The following is a 19575-nucleotide window of genomic DNA, read 5'->3' on the forward strand; positions in this document are numbered from 1 at the left end:
GGAGATGACGAGGAGAGCCACCGCGGAACGATCGGCGCGACGATTCGCGCGCCGATCGCTCCGCACGAGGACGCTCTCGCGGTTCCGCGAGACATCAGTTGTTTGCTGTCGATCCCCTCTTCGCCCCTGCGTGCGTCAGCGGGCCACCGCGGACGCGCCTGCAGGACGTAATTTGAACTGCCACGGCGCGTCTCGTTGGAAAGCTCGAAACACGTCCCCGCCATTCGACGATCTCGGGGTACGTCCACGCATCACGCGCGATCGACGGTCGTCTGTCTCTTGCTGTCGCCGGCCGTTCGCGACCGCACGGCCACCGCCATGAGCTCACGCAGGCATGGCAAAGGCTGGTGTCCTTTGACGCGCTGCTCACGCAGCCTTCGCGCGGAACGTCACGTCGTCCCGGTCACACCCTGGCGACATCTTGCGCGTCCCCCACCGCCTCTTGGCCAGGCCTGCCGATTTTCGACTAGAATAGAGGGTCCCCTTCCGCGAGGCCTCATGCGCGGCGCGCCTACTGCTGTTGTTATCCTCCTCTCTGTTGCGGTCGCCGCGTGCGACCAGGCCGCGCCTCCCGCCGAGACGCCGCCCGATCCAGCGGCCGCCCAGCCGCTGTCCGCGGCGCCAACCCCTGTGATCGCCGCCGTCACCTGGCCGCCGGCCGCCTCGGTCGACCGGACCGCGCTCGCGGCGCTCCCGAAGACGGCGGCTCACGTCGCCAGGGCCTCGCGGGTCCCGGTGCTCGTGCCGTCCCAGCGCGAGCTCCTCGCGGCGCCGGTCCTCGTCGCCAGGGAGCACTGGACCTCGTTCTGGGCAAAGACGGACGCGATCACCGTCTCGCTCACAATGACCCGCCTCGCTCGCAAATATCCGAGCATTCCACCGTTCCGGGGGGCCCGCGCCGTGCGCGGGGCGCCGGCGTTCGTCACGATGAACGAGAGTATCTGGAGCGCATCGTGGACCGAGAACGGCGTCTCGTACGCGCTCGACGTCGAGTGCGCCTCCCCGGAGGCGCCGGCCTGCGCCTCGGACGCGCTCGTCCTCGAGCTCGCCTCGGAGCTCGTCTATGTGGGCGGCGACGTGCCCAGGGCCGCGGGAGACATGCCATGATCGCGCCGCTCCGCCCGCTCCGCCCGCTCCGCCCCCGCTCCGCCGCGCTGGCCTCGCTGATCGCGACAGCCGCGCTCGCGCTCGCTCTCGCGCTCTCGACGCGCGCCGCCGCGGCCGATCCGTTCTCGTACCGCCCGGCCGGCGAGCTCCTTCCAGGCTCGGGAGAGGGGCGCGTCGACGACGTCGTGTATGCCCCCTCCATGCGCTTTCCGCTCGAGGAGGGCCCGGCGTTCGCCAACTCCCAGGTCTACGGCAAAGGCGGGAGCGCGGGCCCTGCCGGTGGACAGTGCGACGCGGACAACTACGCCTATCCGTGGCGCGACAACTACTGCGAGCTGCGCTCGTGGGATATGCCTCTCTGCCCCTCCGGCACAGGGCACCAGGGGCAGGACGTGCGGCCGGCGACGTGCGAGGCGGGGAGACACTGGGTCGTCGCGGTGGTGGATGGCACCATCACGAGCGTCGGCAGCTACTCTGTCTACCTGACCGGCGAGGACGGGACCCGCTACGACTACCTGCACATGTCCGATGTCCAAGTCTCGCCCGGCCAGGACGTCTCGCGGGGAGAGCGCATCGGGCGGGTGTCCAACGTCTTCGGGGGCACGCCGACGACGATTCACCTGCACTTCAACGTGCGGCAGTCCGTGAGCGGCGTCGGCGTGGTCTTCGTGCCGCCCTACACATCGCTCGTGGCCTCGTACGAGGCGCTGCTCAACAAGCCCCCCGAGGGCGCCCTGGAGACCGCCGGCTGCAGCGGTATCGCGGGGTGGGCCCGCGACCCGGACGCGGAGAGCGCGCCGGGCGACGCGCGGCTCTACTTCGACGTCCCCGCGACCGAGGCGGGCGCGGAGGGCTACAGCTTCCCCGCGGACCTGCGCCGCGACGACCTCTGCGAGCCGCTCGGCTCATGCACGCACGGCTTCGAGGCGCCGATGCCGCTCAGCCTGCTCGGGGGCGAGCACGCAGTCCATGCCTATGGGGTCGACGCGCTGAGCGGCGAGGAGGTGGAGCTCGAGGGGAGCCCGAGGGCGCTCGAGTGCCCGCTCGATCTGCCCTCCGGCGTGAGGCGGCCGCTCGGCGGCGACGGCGCGCTGGGCGCCTGGGGGTTCTCGCGGTTCTGGGACGTCGCCAGCGCGCCGGACGCGGCGCTCCAGGCGCTGCCGGAGGGCGACGCGTTCCCGTCGTCGCCGCTGCTCGTGCGCGGCGACGACGGCGCGGCCTCCCTCTGGCTGATCGACGGCGCCGAGCGGCGGGCCGTGCCGGACGACGAGGTGGCCGGCGCGTGGAACCTCGATCCGGACGGGGCCGTCGTGTGGCCGGCAGCGAGGCTCGCCGCGCTGCCGCTCGGGCCGGCGCTGCGGCCGCGCCCGTTCCTTGTGCAGGGCTCCGGGCCGCTCTACGTCATCGACGCGCCGCCGCTGCCGGGCGAAGCCGGCGGCGCGGGCGCCGGTGGGGCTGGCGAGGCCGGCTCCGGGGGCGCTCCGGCCGGCGGAGACGTGGAGGAGGGCGCGCCCGGCACGAACGTCGGCGTTCACGGGCAGCTGCGCTGCGAGTGCGGCGCAGCCGGCGCAGGCGCTGCGGGCTCTGCCGGAGCGGGCTGGCAGCTCGGGCTCTTCGCGGCGGCGCTCGGCGCGGCCCGCACGCGGCGGCGCTCGGCGCGACGCGCGAGCGCGCCGCGTGAGGGCAGGCCGGCTCAGCCTTCGTGGATCTTGATCCCGGGGATCGACCGGAGCGGGCTCGCGTCCTCGACCCGAGAGCCCTCGAGGTAGACGTTCTTCAGGCTCTTGAGCTCCCGGAGCGGCGACACGTCGCTCACCCGCGTCCGCTTCATCTGGAGCATCTCGAGCTTCTTCAGGCCGGCGAGCGGGCTCACGTCGGTCACCTCGGTCTCATCGAACTGGAGCTCGGTGAGGCTGGTGAGGCCGGCGAGCGGCGAGAGGTCGGCGACGGGCGTGCGGCCGATGTCGAGCCGGTCGAGCTTGACAAGGCCGGAGAGCGGCGAGAGGTCCTTGACCAGGGTCGCAGAGATGCGCAGCGACTCCAGCCGCAGCAGGCCCTTGATCGGGCGCAGGTCGTCGATCTTGCCCGGCGGCAGGTAGAGCCCTTTGAGGCCCGTGAGCTCGGGGAAGATGCACGGATCGAGCTCATCGAGCCCCTGGGCCTCGGACAGGTTCATGGTCTTGATGTTCTTGAGCTCGGCGCGCTTGATCGGCCCCTCGGGCTTCTGGAGCTGCTGCCGCACCCTGGCCTCGAGCCCCGGATGAGAGAAGGTCACCGGATCGCTCTTGGTGCACACCACGTCTTGCTTCTTCGGCGGCGCGCTGGCCGCGGCCGCGGGGCTCGCGGCAGGAGGCGCGTCGGCGGGCTTCACCGCGGAAGGCGCGGCCGAAGCCGCCCCCGCAACGGGCTTCTGGGGCTCGTCGCAGCCGAGGAGGAGAAGGGCGATGCCAAGGGATGCAAGGACGAGAGGGCGAATCATCGCCGCGATGATACACGAGACGACGCAGGAAAGCCGCGTCTTCTAAAGGGCCCTCGCGCGCTACAGCGGCAACAGCAAAAGCCCTTGTCGCGAGTCGAGCTGCTCGGAGAACCAGTCCCGGTGGCGCCGCTCCACCGCGAGCGAGTGCCGGAGGACGTCGCGCGCGCGCTCGGAGAGGCCTTCACGGGACGATATCATCCGCTCGTAAGCAGCGCAGCTGTCCTCCTCGTAATGCCTCATCGCCTCGAGGATCGCCCGATCTCCGACCATCCCGTTCGTCAGCGCCTTGCTCTTCAGCTTGGGTCGGACGGCGCTCTCCACCGGCGGCTCGCCGAGCTCGTGGGCCAGGGCGGCGAGCACCTCGAGGTGACGCTCGTGATCGTGAAGGAAGCTCGCGAGCCGGCTCTTGTCGCCTGGTCGGCTCATCCGCGAGAGCGCTGCTGCGAGCGCGTCCACCGTGGACCAATTGAGCTCGATCAGTTCGGTCAAGGACCCGATGAACGCGGCTTCGCCGCCGATCACGGACGCCATGGAATATCGCTCCTCTCCTCGCGGAAGCGGACCGCCCGCGTGAAGAGGGAGGTGGGCGGGTGCTTCTCCAGGCCTTCGATGCTCGCAAGCCCGGTGCCGGGGCCCACCTGTGCAGCCGCTATCCATCGCTGCGCGTGCGTCGTCCAGGAAACCCGCGGTTCTCCACGCTTGTCGCCCGCCGCCGCGCCCGAGACGGCCCTCTCCAGGGCCTGCGCTCGAGGGGATGCGAAGACTCAACCCAGATGGAGGCGACGGCCCCGCGACGCCGGGTCGAGCGCGCGCCGGACCAGGACGGAGCCGTGACGTGCCAGGGCGCAATCGGCGCGCGCTCGCGCCGCACCAGGCAGCGAAGCGCGAGCACGTCCCGGACATGATCGCGTCTCCTCCCGAAGCGCCCGAAGCGCGAAGGCGGCGTTGTCCAGGTCAGGATCAGGAGGAGGAGAGGTGGACTTCGGTCGAGAGCGCTCTGGCGGCGCGCTCGGCGGAGATGCCGCTACTTCTTGCCAAAAAGGCCGCCGAGCGAGCCTGCGAGGCTGCCGACGTCGAGGTTGGCGATGGCGGGGGCCGCCGCGCCGAGCGCGGTGTCGACGTGGGCGGCGAGCGGCGCGGGGAGCTTCTCTTTGAGGAAATTGACCACCGTCTCCACGGCCACCCGGGCCTTGTCTTCCGAGATGCCAACCTTCTCTGCGACCTGTCGTACCAGCTCGTCCATGGCCTCGACGCTCATCCTTTCTGCGCGAGCCGCGCATCCGGGGCGAGCATCAACGCGCCGATCGACGCCGGCAAGGGAATTCGGCGCCGCGCGCTGCGCGCTCGACGACGTGGCCCCTCGCACCAGCGCGCGGCGGCATGTGCTCTCGTGGTGAGCCGCATCGTGGTGGGCCCCGCGCGACAATCCCCCTGGTCATTTCGTAAATAGTGTTGTTGAATCACGGGACATCAGCTCGCCCGGCGCGGGCGAGGGGCGAGGGGCGAGGGAGCGAGAACGATGTCCGGGTCCGCAAGTCACGAACCTGCGCTCCTCGTCGAGCTCACCCAGACGGACGGTTTCCTCTGCATGGCTGCATGAAAGGAGCGAGGGGTATGTCGAGATTCCGCTTGAGCCGACGAGCCATGCTGCGAGGCGCCGGCGCCATCGCCATCGCGCTCCCGTGGCTGGAGATCATGGGAACCGAGCGCCCGGCGCGCGCGCAGCCCGCCCCCGCCCGGCGCTTCCTCGCCGTCTACACGCCCGGCGGGACCGTGATCGACCGCTGGCGTCCGACCGGCACCGAGACGAGCTTCACCCTGGGCCCCATCCTGGCGCCGCTCGCGCCGGTGCAGGACCGGCTGCTCGTCCTCGACGGCCTCGACATGAAGAGCGCGATCGGAGAGCAGCACCAGAGCGGGATCATCGCCTGGCTCACGGGCACGGATCAGATGCTCACCTCGACCGGCTACGCGAGGGGGCCGTCCATCGATCAGGTGATCGCCTCCCGGATCTCCGCCGGTCAGAAGGCGAAGGCGAGCCTCCAGCTCGCGGTGCGCTGGGCGACGGGCAAGTCCCACGGCCTGATGTCGCCGATGAACATCGCCAATTTCGAGGACACCGCGCCGTACAGCCCCATCCCGCCGCGCCTCGATCCGGTGGAGGTCTTCACCGAGCTCTTCGGCACGCTGGACCCCGGCGCCAGCAACGACGCCGCCCTCCGCCTCGCGCGGAAGCGATCGATCCTCGACTACCTCGACCGGCGCTACGACGCCCTCTCCGCGCGGCTCGGCGCGGCCGACAAGCAGAAGATCGACCAGCACCTGACGAAGATCCGCGAGATCGAGCAGAGCCTCGGCAGCACGCCGGCCACGACGAGCGCTTGCCGGGCCCCGATGATGGTCGACACGTCCGACTACAACCCGAGCGCGGGGCTCAACGCGGACGACGTCGGCGTCATCGTGGACAGCTCGACCGACGCGGCGATCCCCAAGGTGGGCAAGCTGATGACGGACATGCTGGTGATGGCGCTCGCCTGCGACATCACCGCGGTCGGCACCCTGCAGTGGAGCGACACCGAGGCGAAGTACACGTTGCCGTGGCTGAACCTGACCGAGCACCACCATTTCTACCAGGAAATGGGCGGCTTCAGGCCGGCCGAGTGCGAGCTCATCTACACCTGGTACTCGGAGCAGCACCTCTATCTCTTGCAGGAGATGGAGAAGGTCGACATGGGCGGGCACTCGCTGCTCGACGAGAGCGTCGTCTTCTTCGGCTCCGAGATCTCGGATCCGGCGTCCCACATGAAGACGAACATGCCGTTCCTGCTGGCCGGCGGCGGCGGGGGCCTGCGCACCGGGCGCTGGGTCCGGTACCCGAGCTTCCCGCACAACAACCTGCTCGTCTCGATCTTGAACCTGTTCGGCGACCCCCGGACCACGTTCGGCTTGCGGCAGTACTGCACCGGGCCGCTCACGAACCTCACGTAGGCATCTCCCGCGATGCCTGGCAGAAGGCCAGGTTCGCCGCCTGAAGCGCCTCTCGCCGGAGGTGCCCTATATCTCCCGCTCGAGCGCGCGCACGAGGAGCGGCGCCACCGAGCGCAGGGCGCCGGGCGCATCGGCGAGCTGCTGGCTGCCAGGGTGCGAGTCGGTCCCGAGCAGCGTCGTGAACACGGAAGCCTTCCTGATCTTCTCGAGCGAGTCGCCCGGCAAGACGAGGTGGCTCGCGACGGCGTGGACCTTGGATGCGCCGGCGGCGAGGTAGGCGCGCCCCGCCTGGACGAGCGATGAGCCGGTGCGGACCATGTCATCGTAGATGACGACCTCGCGGCCCGAGACATCGGCGTTGATGCCGGTCACGCCGACGCCGTCGCCTCTCCGCTCCTTGTACACGAACGCCGGCTCGACGCCGAGGCCGCGGGCGAGGCTCTGCACCCACTTGGCCCGACCGGCGTCCGTCGCCGCAAGCACGTACGGGCGATCGCCCATCAGCGCGCGGACCGCCTGCGTGATGAGCGGAGCGCCGTAGAGGTGGCGCGTCACGTGCGAGTCGCTGAAGTAGAACTCGATGCCGTCGGTGTGCAGATCGAAGAGGAAGATGCGCGTGCCCGCGTCGCACGAGGGGATCGCCGAGATGAGCCGCGCCCGCGTCTTCGCGGTCACCACCTCGCCCGGCTTCACGGCCCGCTCCATCGTCGCGTAGCCGAAATAAGGCATCACGATGGAGAGCGACCGCGCGCCTGCGCGCGAGATGGCGCAGCCGAGATCGTAGATCTCCAGCCAGTCGAGGTCCCGGGGGGCGCCGCCGAGCAGGACCACGTCGCGCCCCCAGCAGTCGACCGCGACGCGCAGGTAGCGCTCGCCGTCGGGGAAGCTCTTGCGCTCGACGAGGCCGCGCTCGAAGTCGCCCGCGGCGAGGAAGGCAGGCTCGAGGTAGCTGTACGAGCTGATCGTGATGAGCAGGCGCCGCTGGCTCATCGCGCACCTCGGCGGGTCGTCCGGGCCGGAGCGGCGGGCCCTCGGCGCGCGCCCCGGGCAGCAGCGGCCTTCGCCGCCCTCGCGAACGGCGCAGCCTTCCCTGCCTTCGCGGACGGCGCGGCCTTTCCTGCCTTCGCGAACGGCGCAGCCTTCGCTGCCTTCGCGGACGGCGCAGCCTTCGCTGCCTTCGCGGACGGCGCGCCCACGCTGGCGAGGACGCTCTTCAGGTGGGACTCCGCCCCTGGTTCACTGGGAAAATCGACGGGATCGGGGAGATCTTTCATCTGCACGACGTCGCATCCTGCTTCACGCGCGGCCTCGTGCAAATGACGCCGGAACCTGGCGCGCGCGATGCCGCGGTGGTTGGTGCAGGCGAGCAGCCTGCCGCCCGGGGCGAGCACGCGGAAGGCGAGCGCTGCGAGCGCGCCGAAATCGCTCGCCGCGCTGAAGCGGCTCTTCTTCGTGGTCGCGAAGCTCGGCGGATCGAGCACGACAAGGTCGAAGCGCCGGTCCGACTGGGCGGCGGCCTTCAGCCACGGGAACACGTCGGCCTCGACCACGACGTGCGCCGCCGGGTCCGCGCCGATCGCGGCGAGGTTGTCGCGCGCCCAGGCGACCACGCCCCGGGACACGTCGACCGTCACGCTCTCGCGCGCGCCGCCCGCCACGGCCGCGACGGTGAACGCCCCCGTGTAGGCGAACAGGTTCAGCACCCGGGCCCCCCGGGCCAGCTCCCTCACCCGCCGCCGGTTCTCGCGCTGGTCGAGGAAGATGCCGGTGGAGAGCCCGTCGCCGAGCCGCACCTTGAACGGCAGGCCGTGCTCGAGGACGGTGAACTCCTCCGGGGCGTCCTCCCCCCGGCTGGCGTGCCGCGGCGCGAACTCCTCGCGCCGCGCGTCGACGATGACGCTCGCGTGCTTCGGGCGCGCCTTGAGGTAGACGCCCTTCGCCCCGAGCCGGTGGGCCGCGTCGAGCACGAGGTCCCGCGGCGGCGCGCCCGGCTCGCCCTCGCCCGCGCCGAACAGCGACACGACGAGGTGCTCGCCGTACAGGTCGACGGAGACGGAGGGGAGGCCGTCGCCCGCGCCGTGGACGAGCCTGAGCGCCGTTGTGTCGCCGGCGCGCGCGATCCCGTACCGCCGCTCGGCGGCCTCGCGCATGGCGCGCTCGACGGCCGCGACGCCGCCTGCGTACGGGTCCGCCGGCGCGGCCGCGAGCCACGCCTCGAAGGCCGCGGGCACCTGCGAGCGGAAGCTCGCGGCCGCGCCCGTGGCCGGGTGATCGAGGCGGAGCTCGGCGGCGTGCAGGAGCAGCCGCGGGGCCTCGGGGCCGCCGTAGAGCGGATCGCCGGCGATCGGGAGGCCGATCGCCGCGAGCTGCACCCGGAGCTGATGGGTGCGGCCGGTCTCGGGCTGGAGCTCGAGCAGGGCGCGGTCGCCGCGGCGCTCGAGGAGGCGGTAGCGGGTGATCGCCAGCACACCGCTCGCGGCCCGATCCTCCCGCCCCGCGGCCCGCTCCTCCCGCTTCGCGGTCCGATCCTCCCGCCCCGCGGTCCGATCCTCACGCCTCGCGGCCCGATCCTCACGCCCCGCGGTCCGATCCTCTCGCGCCCCGCCGGTCTCGGCGAGCGCGCGCATCGCACCTCCCGGCGCCGGGACGAGGCGGTGCCGGAGGGTGCCGCGCGGCGGGCGATCGCCGAAGCCGGAGACCGCGGCGACGTACGTCTTCTGCACCGTGCGCCCCTCGAACTGGCGCGCGATGGCCGCGTTCGCCTCGCGCCGCCGCGTGAACAGGAGGACGCCCGACGTGTCGCGATCGAGCCGCTGGTGGATCCCGAGGTACGCCTCCGCGTCGCCCCGGCCGCGGAGGAAGGCGCGGAGGCGCGTCACCATGTCGTCGATCCGCTCCGCCTCCGGCGCGTGCGTCGACAGGCCAGCCGGCTTGTCGACCACGATGAGATCGTCGTCCTCGGCGAGGATCCACTCCGGATGGATGTCGGGAAAGAGCTCCGAGAGCGAGAGGCGCGGGGTCATCAGTTCTGCTTGACGTCGGTGCCGGGCGGCGCCGTGAACTGGAACTCCGCCGGATCGATCGACGCGGGCTGCGACGCGTTCTCGAAGTCGAACCGGTTCCGGTTGCCCTGCGCGTCGACGATGAGGACGCGGCGCACGACGCCCGGGTCCTTCTTCGCGAGGAGCGCCTTGTCGATATAGAACATCACGAATTCGTAGTGGGGAGTCGGCGACCGCGGCTTGCCGACGAGCACGGGGCCGCCCTCGAACTGCGCCTTCTCGTTGAAGGTGAACGTGAACGACGGCCGGAGCCCGTGGCCCATGAGGAACGAGAGGGCGCCCGGATACTCCGAGTTCTGCACCGGCGTGACGAACATCTGCCGGTCCTCGGCGACGTAGATCTTGAGCGACACGCCGTCGGACACGATGCGGTTCTGGTTCGGCGGATCGTAGCGAAACGAGATCCTGTCCGGCTTCTGGACCGACAGCGTACCGCTCTGCTTCTTGACGGCCCCCGAGACCTTCTGCGTGTGCTCCTGCTTGAAGCGGGCAGAGTACGTCTTCTTGCCCACGAAGATCGCGTCGACCTCGGCCGCCACGGCGTCCGCGGATCCCGCCGCGGCGGGCGGCACCGAGGGCGGCGCCGCCGTGCCGGGCGCGGGCGCGGAGGTCGCCGCCGTCGCCTCGGCGCGCCCGCCGCCCGCGTCACGCGCTGCCGCGTCGCCGGCGAGCGGCCCCGCGTCGCGCCCCGCCGTCGCGGCGCCCGCGTCGTCGCGCTTCCGGCCCGCGTCCTCCGCCGGCGCGCCCGCGTCGGCCGACGCACGGCCGCCCGCCGCGTCCGTCGTCGCCGGAGCGCCCGCGCCGTCAGCCGCCGTGGGGGCGCTCGCCTGAGGCGGCGCGTCGGCCGGCTGCGGCGGCGCGGCGGCCGACTGCGGCAGGGCCGGCGCGGCGGCGGAGGGCGAGGCGTCGGGCGCCGCGCCGACGGGAGCGGGCGGCGCGTCGCAGGCCGCCACGACCAGGGCAGCGGCCGGGACGAGGGCGACGAGGCGGAGGCGGTTCATCGAAGAGCTCGCTTTCAAGGAGAGTGCGTCGCGTGTTCTAGGACAGGTAGGGCCGAGGTGGTAGCGCCGACCTCCACCGCCCCGGGCCCCGGGCCGACCGCATCGACCGCGCTCTCGCATCGTCGCGGGGGGCGGCTCGCGGCCGTCGTCGCTCGAAAAATGGGCCACGCCGAGGGCAGGGACGCCGACGCTCGCCGCAGCGCGCCGAGGGACGCCGGAGAGCCCCAGGGCGGCGGAACGAAAACGACGGGCGCGACGGCCAGCGCGGAGCGGCGGAACCCTGCCGGAACGGCGGAACGGCGGCGTGGACACGCGCTGGCGACGAGGTCGCCATGAGCCCCCGGGGCGAGACCATGTCTTGACCCCTATTTCCACGTAGCCCAAACTCTCCGGCCGCATGCGCGCCGGCACTCCCTCCCTGATCGATGCGTCGTCGCTCATCCTGATCCTGGACGTCTCGCGCAAGCTCGCGGCGCCGTGCGATCTCACCGAGCTGCTCGAGCTCATCATCAAGACGGGGCGGGAGGTGATAGGCGCCGACCGCGGGAGCGTCTTCCTCTACGACGAGGAGGCCAAGGAGCTTTACTCCCGTGTCGCCACGGGCGAGGCCCAGATCCGCGTCAGCATCGACAAGGGCATCGCCGGGGAGTGCGCGCGCAAGCGCCAGACCATCCTCGTCGACGACTGCTATTCCGACCCGCGGTTCAATCAGGAGATCGACCGCCGGACGGGGTATCACACGAAATCCCTCATCACGGTGCCGCTCATCGGGCTCGACGACAAGCTCGTCGGCGTGCTCCAGATGCTGAATTCGAAGGCGGACCACTTCGGCCCCGACGAGCGCGACGTCGCCGAGCTGCTCGCAGCGCAGGCGGCCGTCGCCGTGCAGCGCACGCTCCTGCTCGAGGAGCGCATGATCAAGCTGAAGCTCGAGCACGACCTCACCATCGCGCGCGACATCCAGCAGAACATCCTCCTGCGGCGGCTGCCGCGCTGCCCCGGATACTCGCTGTCGGCGTTCAGCAAGCCGGCGGACGACACCGGCGGCGACATCTACGATGTCATCCGGCTCGAGGAGCGCGCGGACATGTCGCCGATTCTCCTGCTGCTCGCCGACGCGGCCGGCCACGGCATCGGCCCCGCCCTCAGCGTGACCCAGTTCCGCGCGATGCTCCGCATCGGCCTGCGCCTCTCGGCCGACATGGACGCGCTCATGCACCACGTGAACCAGCAGCTCCTCGAGGACCTGCCGAACGACCGCTTCATCACGGCGTTCCTCGGGATCCTCGACCCGACGACGCACCAGCTCCGCTTCCACGCGGCCGGGCAGGGCCCGCTGCTCCACTACCGGGCGGCCGAGGGCCAGGTCGTGTGGCGCGATCCATCGACCGTCCCGCTCGGCATGTTCAAGGATCTCGACCTGCCCCCGACGCCGCCCCTCGTGATGGCGCCGGGCGATCTCCTCGTGCTGCTGACCGACGGCTTCTACGAGTACCAGGACGCCGCCGGGCAGGTGTTCGGCAAGGAGCGCGTCGGCGACCTCATCCACCGCCTGCACGCGCGCCCCACGTCCGACATTCTCGGCGCGCTCCTCGCCGAGGTGCGCCGCTTCGCCGGCTCGGCCAAGCAGATCGACGACCTCACCGCCCTGCTCGTCAAGCGGGACGCCTAGAGCTCGGCTCGGGTCTGGCCGCGTCGTCCGCGCCGACCGCATCTTCTACGGTCGCGCGAGCGGCGTCGGCAACAACGTGCTCTACGTCGGCGCCAAGACCGGGCGCGACGGCATCCACGGCGCGACCATGGCCTCCGACGAGTTCTCCGAGGGCGGCCCGAGCCAGCGCCCCACGGTGCAGGTCGGCGATCCCTTCATGGAGAAGCTCCTGCTCGAGGCGTGCCTCGAGATCTTCGCGGAGGACCTGCTCGTCGGCGTCCAGGACATGGGCGCCGCGGGGCTCACCTCGTCGTCGGTCGAGATGGCGGGCCGGAGCGGCAGCGGCCTCGACCTCGACCTCGTGCCGCGGCGCGCGGCCCGGCTCACGCCGTACGAGATGCTGCTGAGCGAGTCGCAGGAGCGCATGCTGCTCGTCGCGAAGCCCGGGTGCGAGGCGCGCGTCATCGAGATCTGCACGAAGTGGGAGCTCGACGCGGCCATCATCGGCAAGGTGACCGACACCGGCCGCTGGGTCGTGCGCGCCACGCCCGGCTACGACCCGCTCGGCGGCGCGGCCGCCGGCGTGGCCCTGAACCCGGTCGTCGTCTGCGACCTGCCCGTGGATTTCCTTACCGATGCGGCGCCGAAGTACGACCGCCCGCAGCGCGACGACGCCTCGCTGCCGGCGCGCCGGGCGTTCGATCCGCGCTCCATCGGCGATCCGCGCGGCGGCCCGCTCGGCGGCTCCGAGTACGTCGCGCGCCACACGGGCGAGGTGAAGGGGCCGCCCCCCGCGCTCGATCTCGACCGCGAGGCGCGGCTCCAGGGGCTCTGCCTCGCGCTGGCGCGCTCGCGGCCGCAGCTCCTCCGGAGCGCGCACGACGTCTCGGAGGGCGGGCTGGCGATCGCCCTCGGCGAGTGCTGCGCCGCCGCCGACGATCCCGCGGCGCTGGTGGGCGCGCGGGTGCGGCTGCCGGACGCGCCGGACGGCGTCGCGCGCGAGCCGCTCGCCGAGGCGCTGTTCGGCGAGGCGCCGAGCCGGATCATCGTGAGCGTCCGGCCCGAGGACGCGGCCGAGGTCGCGCGGCAGGCCAAGGCGGCGGGCGTGCCCTGCACCGAGCTCGGCACGACCGGCGGCGACCGGCTCACCATCGACGCGGGCGGCAGCGAGGGGATCGACGTCGAGGTCCGCGCCCTGCGCGAGGCGCGTGATCGGTGCCTCGAGCCGATCGTGGGGCGATAGCTCACCGGAAGCGCCAGCGGGCGTTCGTCTCCGCGGTTCCGGGGTTCCGCGGTTCCGCGCGCCCGCGCGGCGCCTTCGCCTATACTTGGAGCATGAAGCGCTGGCTCCCGCTCGGGCTCATCGCCGCCGGCGCCGTCCTCGGCGCGGCGGCGCTGCTGCTATCGCCCTCCGAGGAAGAGCGGATCCGCGAGCGGCTCACCCAGCTCGAGGAAGCGGTGCGCATCGACGAGGGCGAGCGGAATCCGCTGGTGCGCCACGGCCGCATTCGCGGTGAGTTCGCCGAGATCTTCGCGAAGGAGGCGAGCGCCCGCATCGCCGAGATCGGCGACAGCCTCCGCGGCCGCGACGAGCTCGCGAACGCGGCGACCCAGGCAGCGGTCGTCTATCAGACCGCGGAGGTGAGCCTGGGAGGCACGGAGATCCAGATCGACCCGGGCGGCATGACGGCGGAGGTGACCGCCACCGCGACGGTCACGGGCGCCCGGCATGGGCAAGAGGTCCGGCGCGACGAGCTGCCCGTAGCGTTACGGCTCGAGAAGATCGACGGCGAGTGGAAGATCGTCTCTGCCACCGTCCACCCCCGGCAAGCCCCTGGCGACGAGGGCCGCTGATAACCGCGCTCAGACGCGAGACGCGACGGCCACGAACTTCGCGGCCTCTGGCCAAGGCATCTCCTTAGATTCTTCGGAGAGTTCACACGGAGACGGGGAGACGGGGAGGAGATCTTCGAATACTCCCTATCGCCTCGCCTCTCTGTTCAATTTTCCGTTGAAAAAAGCTGTAGCCAAGGGAGTTCCTTGGGGCGTCGAGGGCACGCCAGGAGAGCGCTCACGCGCACCAAAAAAGAAAGGCCGGTCGGGAAGAACCCGCCGGCCTGAGGCCCGCTTTCGCGGACCCACCGGGACCGCACAGGAGCGCCGGTGGAGGAATTCCACCGGAGTCCTGGGAAGGCCCACGATCAGAAGAAACAAGTCAGGAAAGCAATACGAAGCGCAATCAAGTAAAGAGCGAAGACAAAGCGAAGACGGGCGGGAGGCTAAGACAAATCAAGAAGCCAGTCAAACCGAAAGAAGAAGCTGAAGCAAAGAACGAAGCGCAATCCGGAATCGAACGGGCAAGCTCAAGCGAAGCAGGGGAAAAGCTGAAGCGAAGCGCGAAGCAGCGTCAACATCGAGAGCGGCACAACAGATAAGAAAAGCTCGAACCGAAATCTGACAAGCTGATCAGGATGAGCCAACGCAACGGACGACGCGGGTCGCGCGTACTTCGGCCATCCCTCCTCAATCGCCTCGTAAGGCGTCTGTCGTCACGTGAACCGAAGCTCTCCGCCGGCACCGGCGACAAGTCAATCAAGGAGCCCGATACCGCAAGGGCCATGGCATTCGGGTGACGGCGGGGTCGCGATCGCTCGGCTTGCGCCGCCGATCTCCTCGCTCGGCGTCCCCCCGAAGACTGAGGCTTGTATTGCGAAGGTCATGCCAGGGGTCATCCCCTTCGAGTCCGCATGAAACAGGACGACGAGCAGGGGCGACATCTGGTGGATACATAAAGCAACCGGCGGGCCAACGGCGGAGGCGCCGCGGTCCTGGCGCCCAGCAGCCAAAATTGCCGCTGAAACCCACCCTCCGATGCGCGCGCGCGAGCCCGGAGGCCAGCGCCGGTCATACATTTCCGCAGGGACTGGTCCGATCCAGGGATGGGTTCAGATCCAGAACGCAGAGTTTACCTGGACATGAATATGTTCATCCTCGAGCGGCTGGACACCCTGCGCTGCACGGTGAAATCGTAGAAGTGCAACAGGGCAGGACGACTCCGATCGACGCTTTGCGTCGTATCTCGACGACGTGCTCCCCGCCAAAGGCGCAGCGCGCTACGCAGCGCAGCCCGCGATACGCAGCGCGGCGCGCAGCTCACCGCACATGGGGCGCAGCGCACGGCACACAGCACAGCTCGCGGCACATCCGGCAGAGCTCGCGGCACACAGCGCAGCTCGCGGCACACAGCGCAGCTCGCGGCACATCCGGCAGAGCTCGCGGCACACAGCGCAGCTCGCAGGGCTACTTGCAGCCGGCCTGAATCAACGGCTCGACCACCCCGGCGATGTTCTCTTGGGGCGCGGAGAACCTGTGGCGCTCGAGCTTCCGCAATGCGCCCAGGAACCTCGGCCAGCTGCCACCGCAGGTCGCGAGCAGCGCCCGGAGCTCCGGAGTCCCCGAGTTGTAGACACGGAACTGCACGAGCGACGCGTTGTTGATCGGACGGCGCGCGCCGATGTCGGCCTTGAGCCGCGCCAGCACCGCGTCCTTCTCGGCCCGCTTCTCGGCGTCGGGCGCCGCGGACGCATACAGCCGATTGAGGTGGACGTAGGCCGCGTGCAGCGCGCGCGTCCGCACCTCGCTCCTCTCCAGCTCCCTCATGTAGGCCGTCTTCTCCGCGGAGAAGGGGCCCACCCGCTCGTCCAGGTAGAGCTTGGTGAGCTCGTCCCCGACGAAGCTCGCAAGGCTCTCGTTCAACCTCGTCTGCCCCTTCACGTACAGCGTCGCGTGCAGCGACTCGTGGAGCACCACGTTGGCGAGATCGCCGAGCGCCTCGTCCCCGTCCGAGATCATCGTGGACAGGACCGGATCCTCGAGCCAGCCGAGCGTCGAGTAGGCGCCCGCCGGACGCACGTCGACGTCCCAGCCGGCCGCCTTGAGCGGCGCCGCGAACGCCTTGGCATCCTGGAGATGGAACCACCCCATGTAGGGGACGGTACCCACGATAGGAAAACTCCATGTCTTCGAGCGGAACCGGAGCGGCTCACACGCGCTCACCACCCAGACCGCGGCTGGGCGATCGAGCTCGACATACGTCCTGTAATTGCCGGTCGGGGTCAGCCCGTGGCGCTCACCGAAGCGCTTGATGTGCGGGACCTCGCGCAGCAGCGCGCGCGTCCGCCACGGCTTGCGGGCGTCGAAGGCGGCGTCCTCGAGCGACTCGGCGCGCCAGGCCATCGAGAGCTGGCCGGCGCCCGCCTGCGCGATGTAGCGGGCCTGTGTACACGATGCGAGCAGGAGACAGAGCGCGACGAGCCCCGCGGCGGCGCAGACCATGCGCGCCGCGGAGCGAGGGCGCGACACGGACCACGAGGGCGCGGCGCCGCGACGGGCGCTGGCCGCAAGCCTTTCGCTCATCCTCTAGCTGATAGCTGGCCGCGCGTGCTTAACAAGCTCTTCCGCGCAGAGGACGCGCGTCCCGCGCGTGCCGGTGGGGCGCGCGGGGGCGCGCCCCACCGATCAGGACGGCAGCGCCGCCCCCCACGAACTGAGCTGCACGGCCGGGACGATCGGCGCGCGTTCCCGTAGAGAGGGCTCCTCCGTGGCATAGAGGGGCTCGCGTGCGAGCGGGTAGTCGCGCGGCGCCCCGTTCGACAGCACCATCTGGATGGCGCCCAGGTGCCCGCTGCGGAACGCGGCGGCCGCGCACGCGAGATAGAACTCCCACGTCCTCATGAAGGCGCCGTCGAAGCCGGTGACCCGCTCGATCTTCTCCCTGTTCTCCAGGAAGTTACGGCGCCAGCAGCGCGCCGTGAGCGCGGAGTGGCGCCGCAGGTTCTCCGCGTCGAGCACGTCGAGGCCGCGCGTCGAGGCGCGCGTCGCCATCCCGTCGAGCGAAGGAGGCCAGTACCCCGGGAAGATGTGCTTTTGCAGGAAGGGGTCAGTCCGCGACGACTCCTGCTCTCTCGTGACGCTCTCGAGCACGCACACGCCGCCCGGGGCGAGCAGCGCCTTCACCCTGTCATAGAACACCTCGATACGTCGCTCGCCGGCATGGCACATCGAGCCCAGGGAGACGAGCCGGTCCCACCGCGGCTCGTCCTCGAGCTCGTCGCAGCTCATCACGCGGACCTCGACCGGGAGCCGCCGCGCCGCCGCCTGCTCGCGGATGTACCTCGCCTGGTTCTCGCAAAGGGTGATACCGAGGCACTGCACCCCGTACGCCTCCGCGGCGTGGAACATGAGGTGCCCCCACCCGCAGCCGAGATCCACGAGCCGGTGCCCGCGCCGGAGCGCGAGCTTCCGCGCGACGAGGGAGATCTTGTGCGCCTGCGCGTCGTCGAGCGTCTCGCCCGGAGAGCTGAAGTAACCGCACGACGTCTGGAGGCGCCTGTCCAGGTAAAGAGGATAAAAGTCGTTGCCTAGCCCATAGTGACGCTCGACGGCGAGCCTCTCGCGCTTCGCCGCCCCGGAGAGCAGCCCGAGCCGGAGCGCGTCGAGCACGCCCGAGAGGCCGCGGTCGAACGACGACGGCGCGGGCACGAGGCGCGGCAGGCGCGCCTCCACGGACCGAGCGAGCTGGAACAGGCCGGCGAGCGAGTCCTCGAGATCTCCCTCGAACGTGACCTCGCGCCGGACATATGCCTCACCGAGGCCGAGCGTGCCCCGGAACGCCGTCTCGCAGAGCGACCGACGCGTCCTGAACGTCACGGAGAACTCGGGCGCGCCCGCGCCGAAGCGCAGCCGCTCGCCGCCCCAGAAGCGCAGCTCGAACGGGGTCCCGCCGTGGCGCTCCAGCAGGCGCGACGCCGCTTCCTTGAACAGACGAGACCACGGCGGCATTTCGCCCTTCCTGACGATGAACATCGGACCCCCTCCGCGGCCCCCCGGCCGCCCGACGAGCTGACCCGAGCTGCGCTTTCCCGTCAAGCGACATGTCATCCATGCAAATGCCATCACAACGAGTCACCGAACGCCCACAGCGGCCGGCGGACACCCCGGACACGCGCTGTCGTCAGGGACAGGAGGAACGCAGTGGCCGGCTCGCTCATAGCACCGTAGTGGTGTTCGGGAGAGTCCCGACAACATGCTCGCGTGTCCGGGATGTTTCATGTTCCAGACGAAGGAGGGAAATCGGGAAGATGATTCGAATTTCTCCCTACCTTCCTGGTCGTGTTCCTGGTCGCGTGACGTACCCATCCGCTGTATGCGCTGCACCCCCTCGCGCCCGAAGCGCGCCTGTGCTCCATCCCACCCGGGAAGCGCTCCGCTCCGTCGCGGTCGGGCGCGCAGCACGCCCTCGCGCCGCTCCCGACCGGCCACGCGCTGCGCTCCCTCGCGGCCGGGGCGCGGTCCGTGGTACGCAGACCGGCCCGTGGACACGCCCAGCGATCCTCCCGCCGCCCCGCGAGACCCGCCGCCGCCCGCGCGGCGCGCAGGGAAGGCCGGCAGCGGTGAGCTCGTGTTCACGCGCGTCGGAGCGCGCACCGTGCTCGAGAAGGCGTTCGCCAGGAGCCCGCTCAGGCTGCTCGCTCCGAAGAACCACGGGGAGGCAGCGTGGGTGTTCGTCGCGAGCTTCGGCGGCGGCCTCGTCGGCGGCGACGAGCTCCACCTCCACGCGCGCGTCGGGCGCGGGGCCGCCGCGCTGCTCAGCACGCAGGCCTCGACCAAGGTCTACCGCTCGCCCCTCGGCAGCCGCCAGCGCCTCGAGGCCGAGGTCCAGGGAGGCGGGCTCCTCGTCGCGATCCCCGATCCGGTCGTCTGCTTCGCGGGCTCGCGGTACGAGCAGGACATCGACGTCGCGCTCGCCGACGACGCGTCGCTCGTGCTCGTCGACGCGCTGTCCTCGGGCCGGAGCGCGCGGGGCGAGCGCTGGGCGTTCGACAGGTACGCGTCGCACATCCGGGTGAGCCGCGGCGGGCGGGCCGCGCTGCTCGACGCGACGCTGCTCGACCCGGCGCACGGCGCGCTGCCCGAGCGCATGGGGCGCTTCGACGCCCTCGCGACGCTCGTCGCGCTCGGCCCGCGGGCGGCGAGCGCGGCGGAGGCGCTGCTCGCGCCGCGGCCGCCGCCCGAGCGGCGCGCCGAGCTCGTCGCGTCGGCGAGCCCGCTCCGGGGCGGCGGCGCCGTCGTGCGCGTCGCGGGCACGAGCGTCGAGCGCGTCGCCGGCTTCCTCCGCGGCGCGCTCGGCTTCCTCGCGGGTGAGCTCGGTGATGATCCGTTCGCACGAAAGTGGTAGCTTCGCGCCGCGCCGGCGACGCCGCGGCGTCACCGCGCCGGAGAGAGGGC

At 71.2% G+C, this 19575-nt stretch carries 15 protein-coding genes; 7 read left to right on the plus strand and 8 right to left on the minus strand.

Going from position 1 to position 19575, the window contains the following annotated elements; all coding sequences use genetic code 11:
• The first annotated feature begins 630 nt into the window (after window positions 1-630).
• Together POL72_RS12935 and POL72_RS12940 are read left to right on the plus strand one after the other, a co-directional pair.
• Complete coding sequence (locus POL72_RS12935) at window positions 631-1107, plus strand: hypothetical protein (RefSeq protein ID WP_272095480.1); 477 nt, start codon at window positions 631-633, stop codon at window positions 1105-1107.
• Complete coding sequence (locus POL72_RS12940; protein WP_272095481.1) at window positions 1104-2876, plus strand: M23 family metallopeptidase; 1773 nt, start codon at window positions 1104-1106, stop codon at window positions 2874-2876. Before POL72_RS12935 ends, POL72_RS12940 begins: the two co-directional genes overlap by 4 nt.
• Here the strand turns inward: POL72_RS12940 and POL72_RS12945 are convergent.
• From POL72_RS12945 to POL72_RS12955, 3 genes are all read right to left on the minus strand, one after another.
• Window positions 2801-3586, minus strand: coding sequence for a leucine-rich repeat domain-containing protein (locus POL72_RS12945; protein WP_272095483.1), 786 nt, complete (start codon window positions 3584-3586; stop codon window positions 2801-2803). The two genes, POL72_RS12940 and POL72_RS12945, sit on opposite strands and share 76 nt — an antisense overlap.
• Before the next feature lie 60 nt (window positions 3587-3646).
• Window positions 3647-4117, minus strand: a complete 471-nt coding sequence (locus tag POL72_RS12950) for a ferritin-like domain-containing protein (RefSeq protein ID WP_272095484.1) — start codon at window positions 4115-4117, stop codon at window positions 3647-3649.
• A 493-nt stretch (window positions 4118-4610) separates the two neighbouring features.
• Window positions 4611-4829, minus strand: a complete 219-nt coding sequence (locus tag POL72_RS12955) for a hypothetical protein (protein ID WP_272095485.1) — start codon at window positions 4827-4829, stop codon at window positions 4611-4613.
• A 401-nt stretch (window positions 4830-5230) separates the two neighbouring features.
• On the opposite strand from POL72_RS12955, the gene POL72_RS12960 reads away from it, so the two are divergent.
• Window positions 5231-6574, plus strand: a complete 1344-nt coding sequence (locus tag POL72_RS12960) for a DUF1552 domain-containing protein (RefSeq protein ID WP_272095486.1) — start codon at window positions 5231-5233, stop codon at window positions 6572-6574.
• A 66-nt stretch (window positions 6575-6640) separates the two neighbouring features.
• Here the strand turns inward: POL72_RS12960 and prs are convergent, their stop codons facing one another.
• Genes prs through POL72_RS12975 form a run of 3 tightly spaced genes read right to left on the minus strand, consistent with a single transcriptional unit; the run spans window position 6641 to window position 10637 of the window.
• Window positions 6641-7564 carry a ribose-phosphate diphosphokinase gene (gene prs / locus POL72_RS12965; RefSeq protein ID WP_272095487.1) on the minus strand — a complete coding sequence of 308 codons (924 nt, stop codon included), beginning with the start codon at window positions 7562-7564 and terminating at the stop codon, window positions 6641-6643.
• Entirely contained in the window at window positions 7561-9597 is a 2037-nt protein-coding gene (locus tag POL72_RS12970) for an RluA/RlmK domain-containing protein (RefSeq protein WP_272095488.1), read from the minus strand. The genes prs and POL72_RS12970 overlap by 4 nt, the downstream gene beginning before the upstream one ends.
• Window positions 9597-10637 (minus strand): LolA family protein, encoded by a 1041-nt coding sequence (locus POL72_RS12975; RefSeq protein WP_272095489.1) that lies wholly within the window; start codon window positions 10635-10637, stop codon window positions 9597-9599. The genes POL72_RS12970 and POL72_RS12975 overlap by 1 nt, the downstream gene beginning before the upstream one ends.
• A 397-nt stretch (window positions 10638-11034) precedes the next feature.
• Here POL72_RS12975 and POL72_RS12980 point away from each other — a divergent pair, with 397 nt between their 5' ends.
• The 3 genes from POL72_RS12980 (at window position 11035) to POL72_RS12990 (ending at window position 14142) form a co-directional block, all read left to right on the plus strand.
• On the plus strand, window positions 11035-12309 hold the full coding sequence (locus POL72_RS12980; RefSeq protein ID WP_272095490.1) for a SpoIIE family protein phosphatase: 1275 nt from the start codon (window positions 11035-11037) through the stop codon (window positions 12307-12309).
• A gap of 76 nt (window positions 12310-12385) precedes the next feature.
• Window positions 12386-13531 carry an AIR synthase-related protein gene (locus tag POL72_RS52225; protein ID WP_272095491.1) on the plus strand — a complete coding sequence of 382 codons (1146 nt, stop codon included), beginning with the start codon at window positions 12386-12388 and terminating at the stop codon, window positions 13529-13531.
• A gap of 92 nt (window positions 13532-13623) precedes the next feature.
• A complete protein-coding gene (locus tag POL72_RS12990; protein WP_272095493.1) occupies window positions 13624-14142 on the plus strand; it encodes a nuclear transport factor 2 family protein in 519 nt (172 codons plus the stop codon).
• 1446 nt (window positions 14143-15588) lie between these two features.
• Here POL72_RS12990 and POL72_RS12995 read toward each other — a convergent pair.
• A complete protein-coding gene (locus POL72_RS12995) occupies window positions 15589-16704 on the minus strand; it encodes an aminopeptidase (protein ID WP_272095494.1) in 1116 nt (371 codons plus the stop codon).
• Window positions 16705-16806: 102 nt separating this feature from the next.
• A complete protein-coding gene (locus POL72_RS13000; protein WP_272095495.1) occupies window positions 16807-18153 on the minus strand; it encodes an SAM-dependent methyltransferase in 1347 nt (448 codons plus the stop codon).
• A 508-nt stretch (window positions 18154-18661) separates the two neighbouring features.
• On the opposite strand from POL72_RS13000, the gene POL72_RS13005 reads away from it, so the two are divergent.
• A complete protein-coding gene (locus tag POL72_RS13005; protein ID WP_272095496.1) occupies window positions 18662-19525 on the plus strand; it encodes an urease accessory protein UreD in 864 nt (287 codons plus the stop codon).
• The last annotated feature ends 50 nt before the right edge of the window (window positions 19526-19575 follow it).

Origin of the sequence: Sorangium aterium, assembly GCF_028368935.1 — a bacterium.
In the GTDB taxonomy this organism is placed as follows: domain Bacteria; phylum Myxococcota_A; class Polyangia; order Polyangiales; family Polyangiaceae; genus Sorangium; species Sorangium atrum.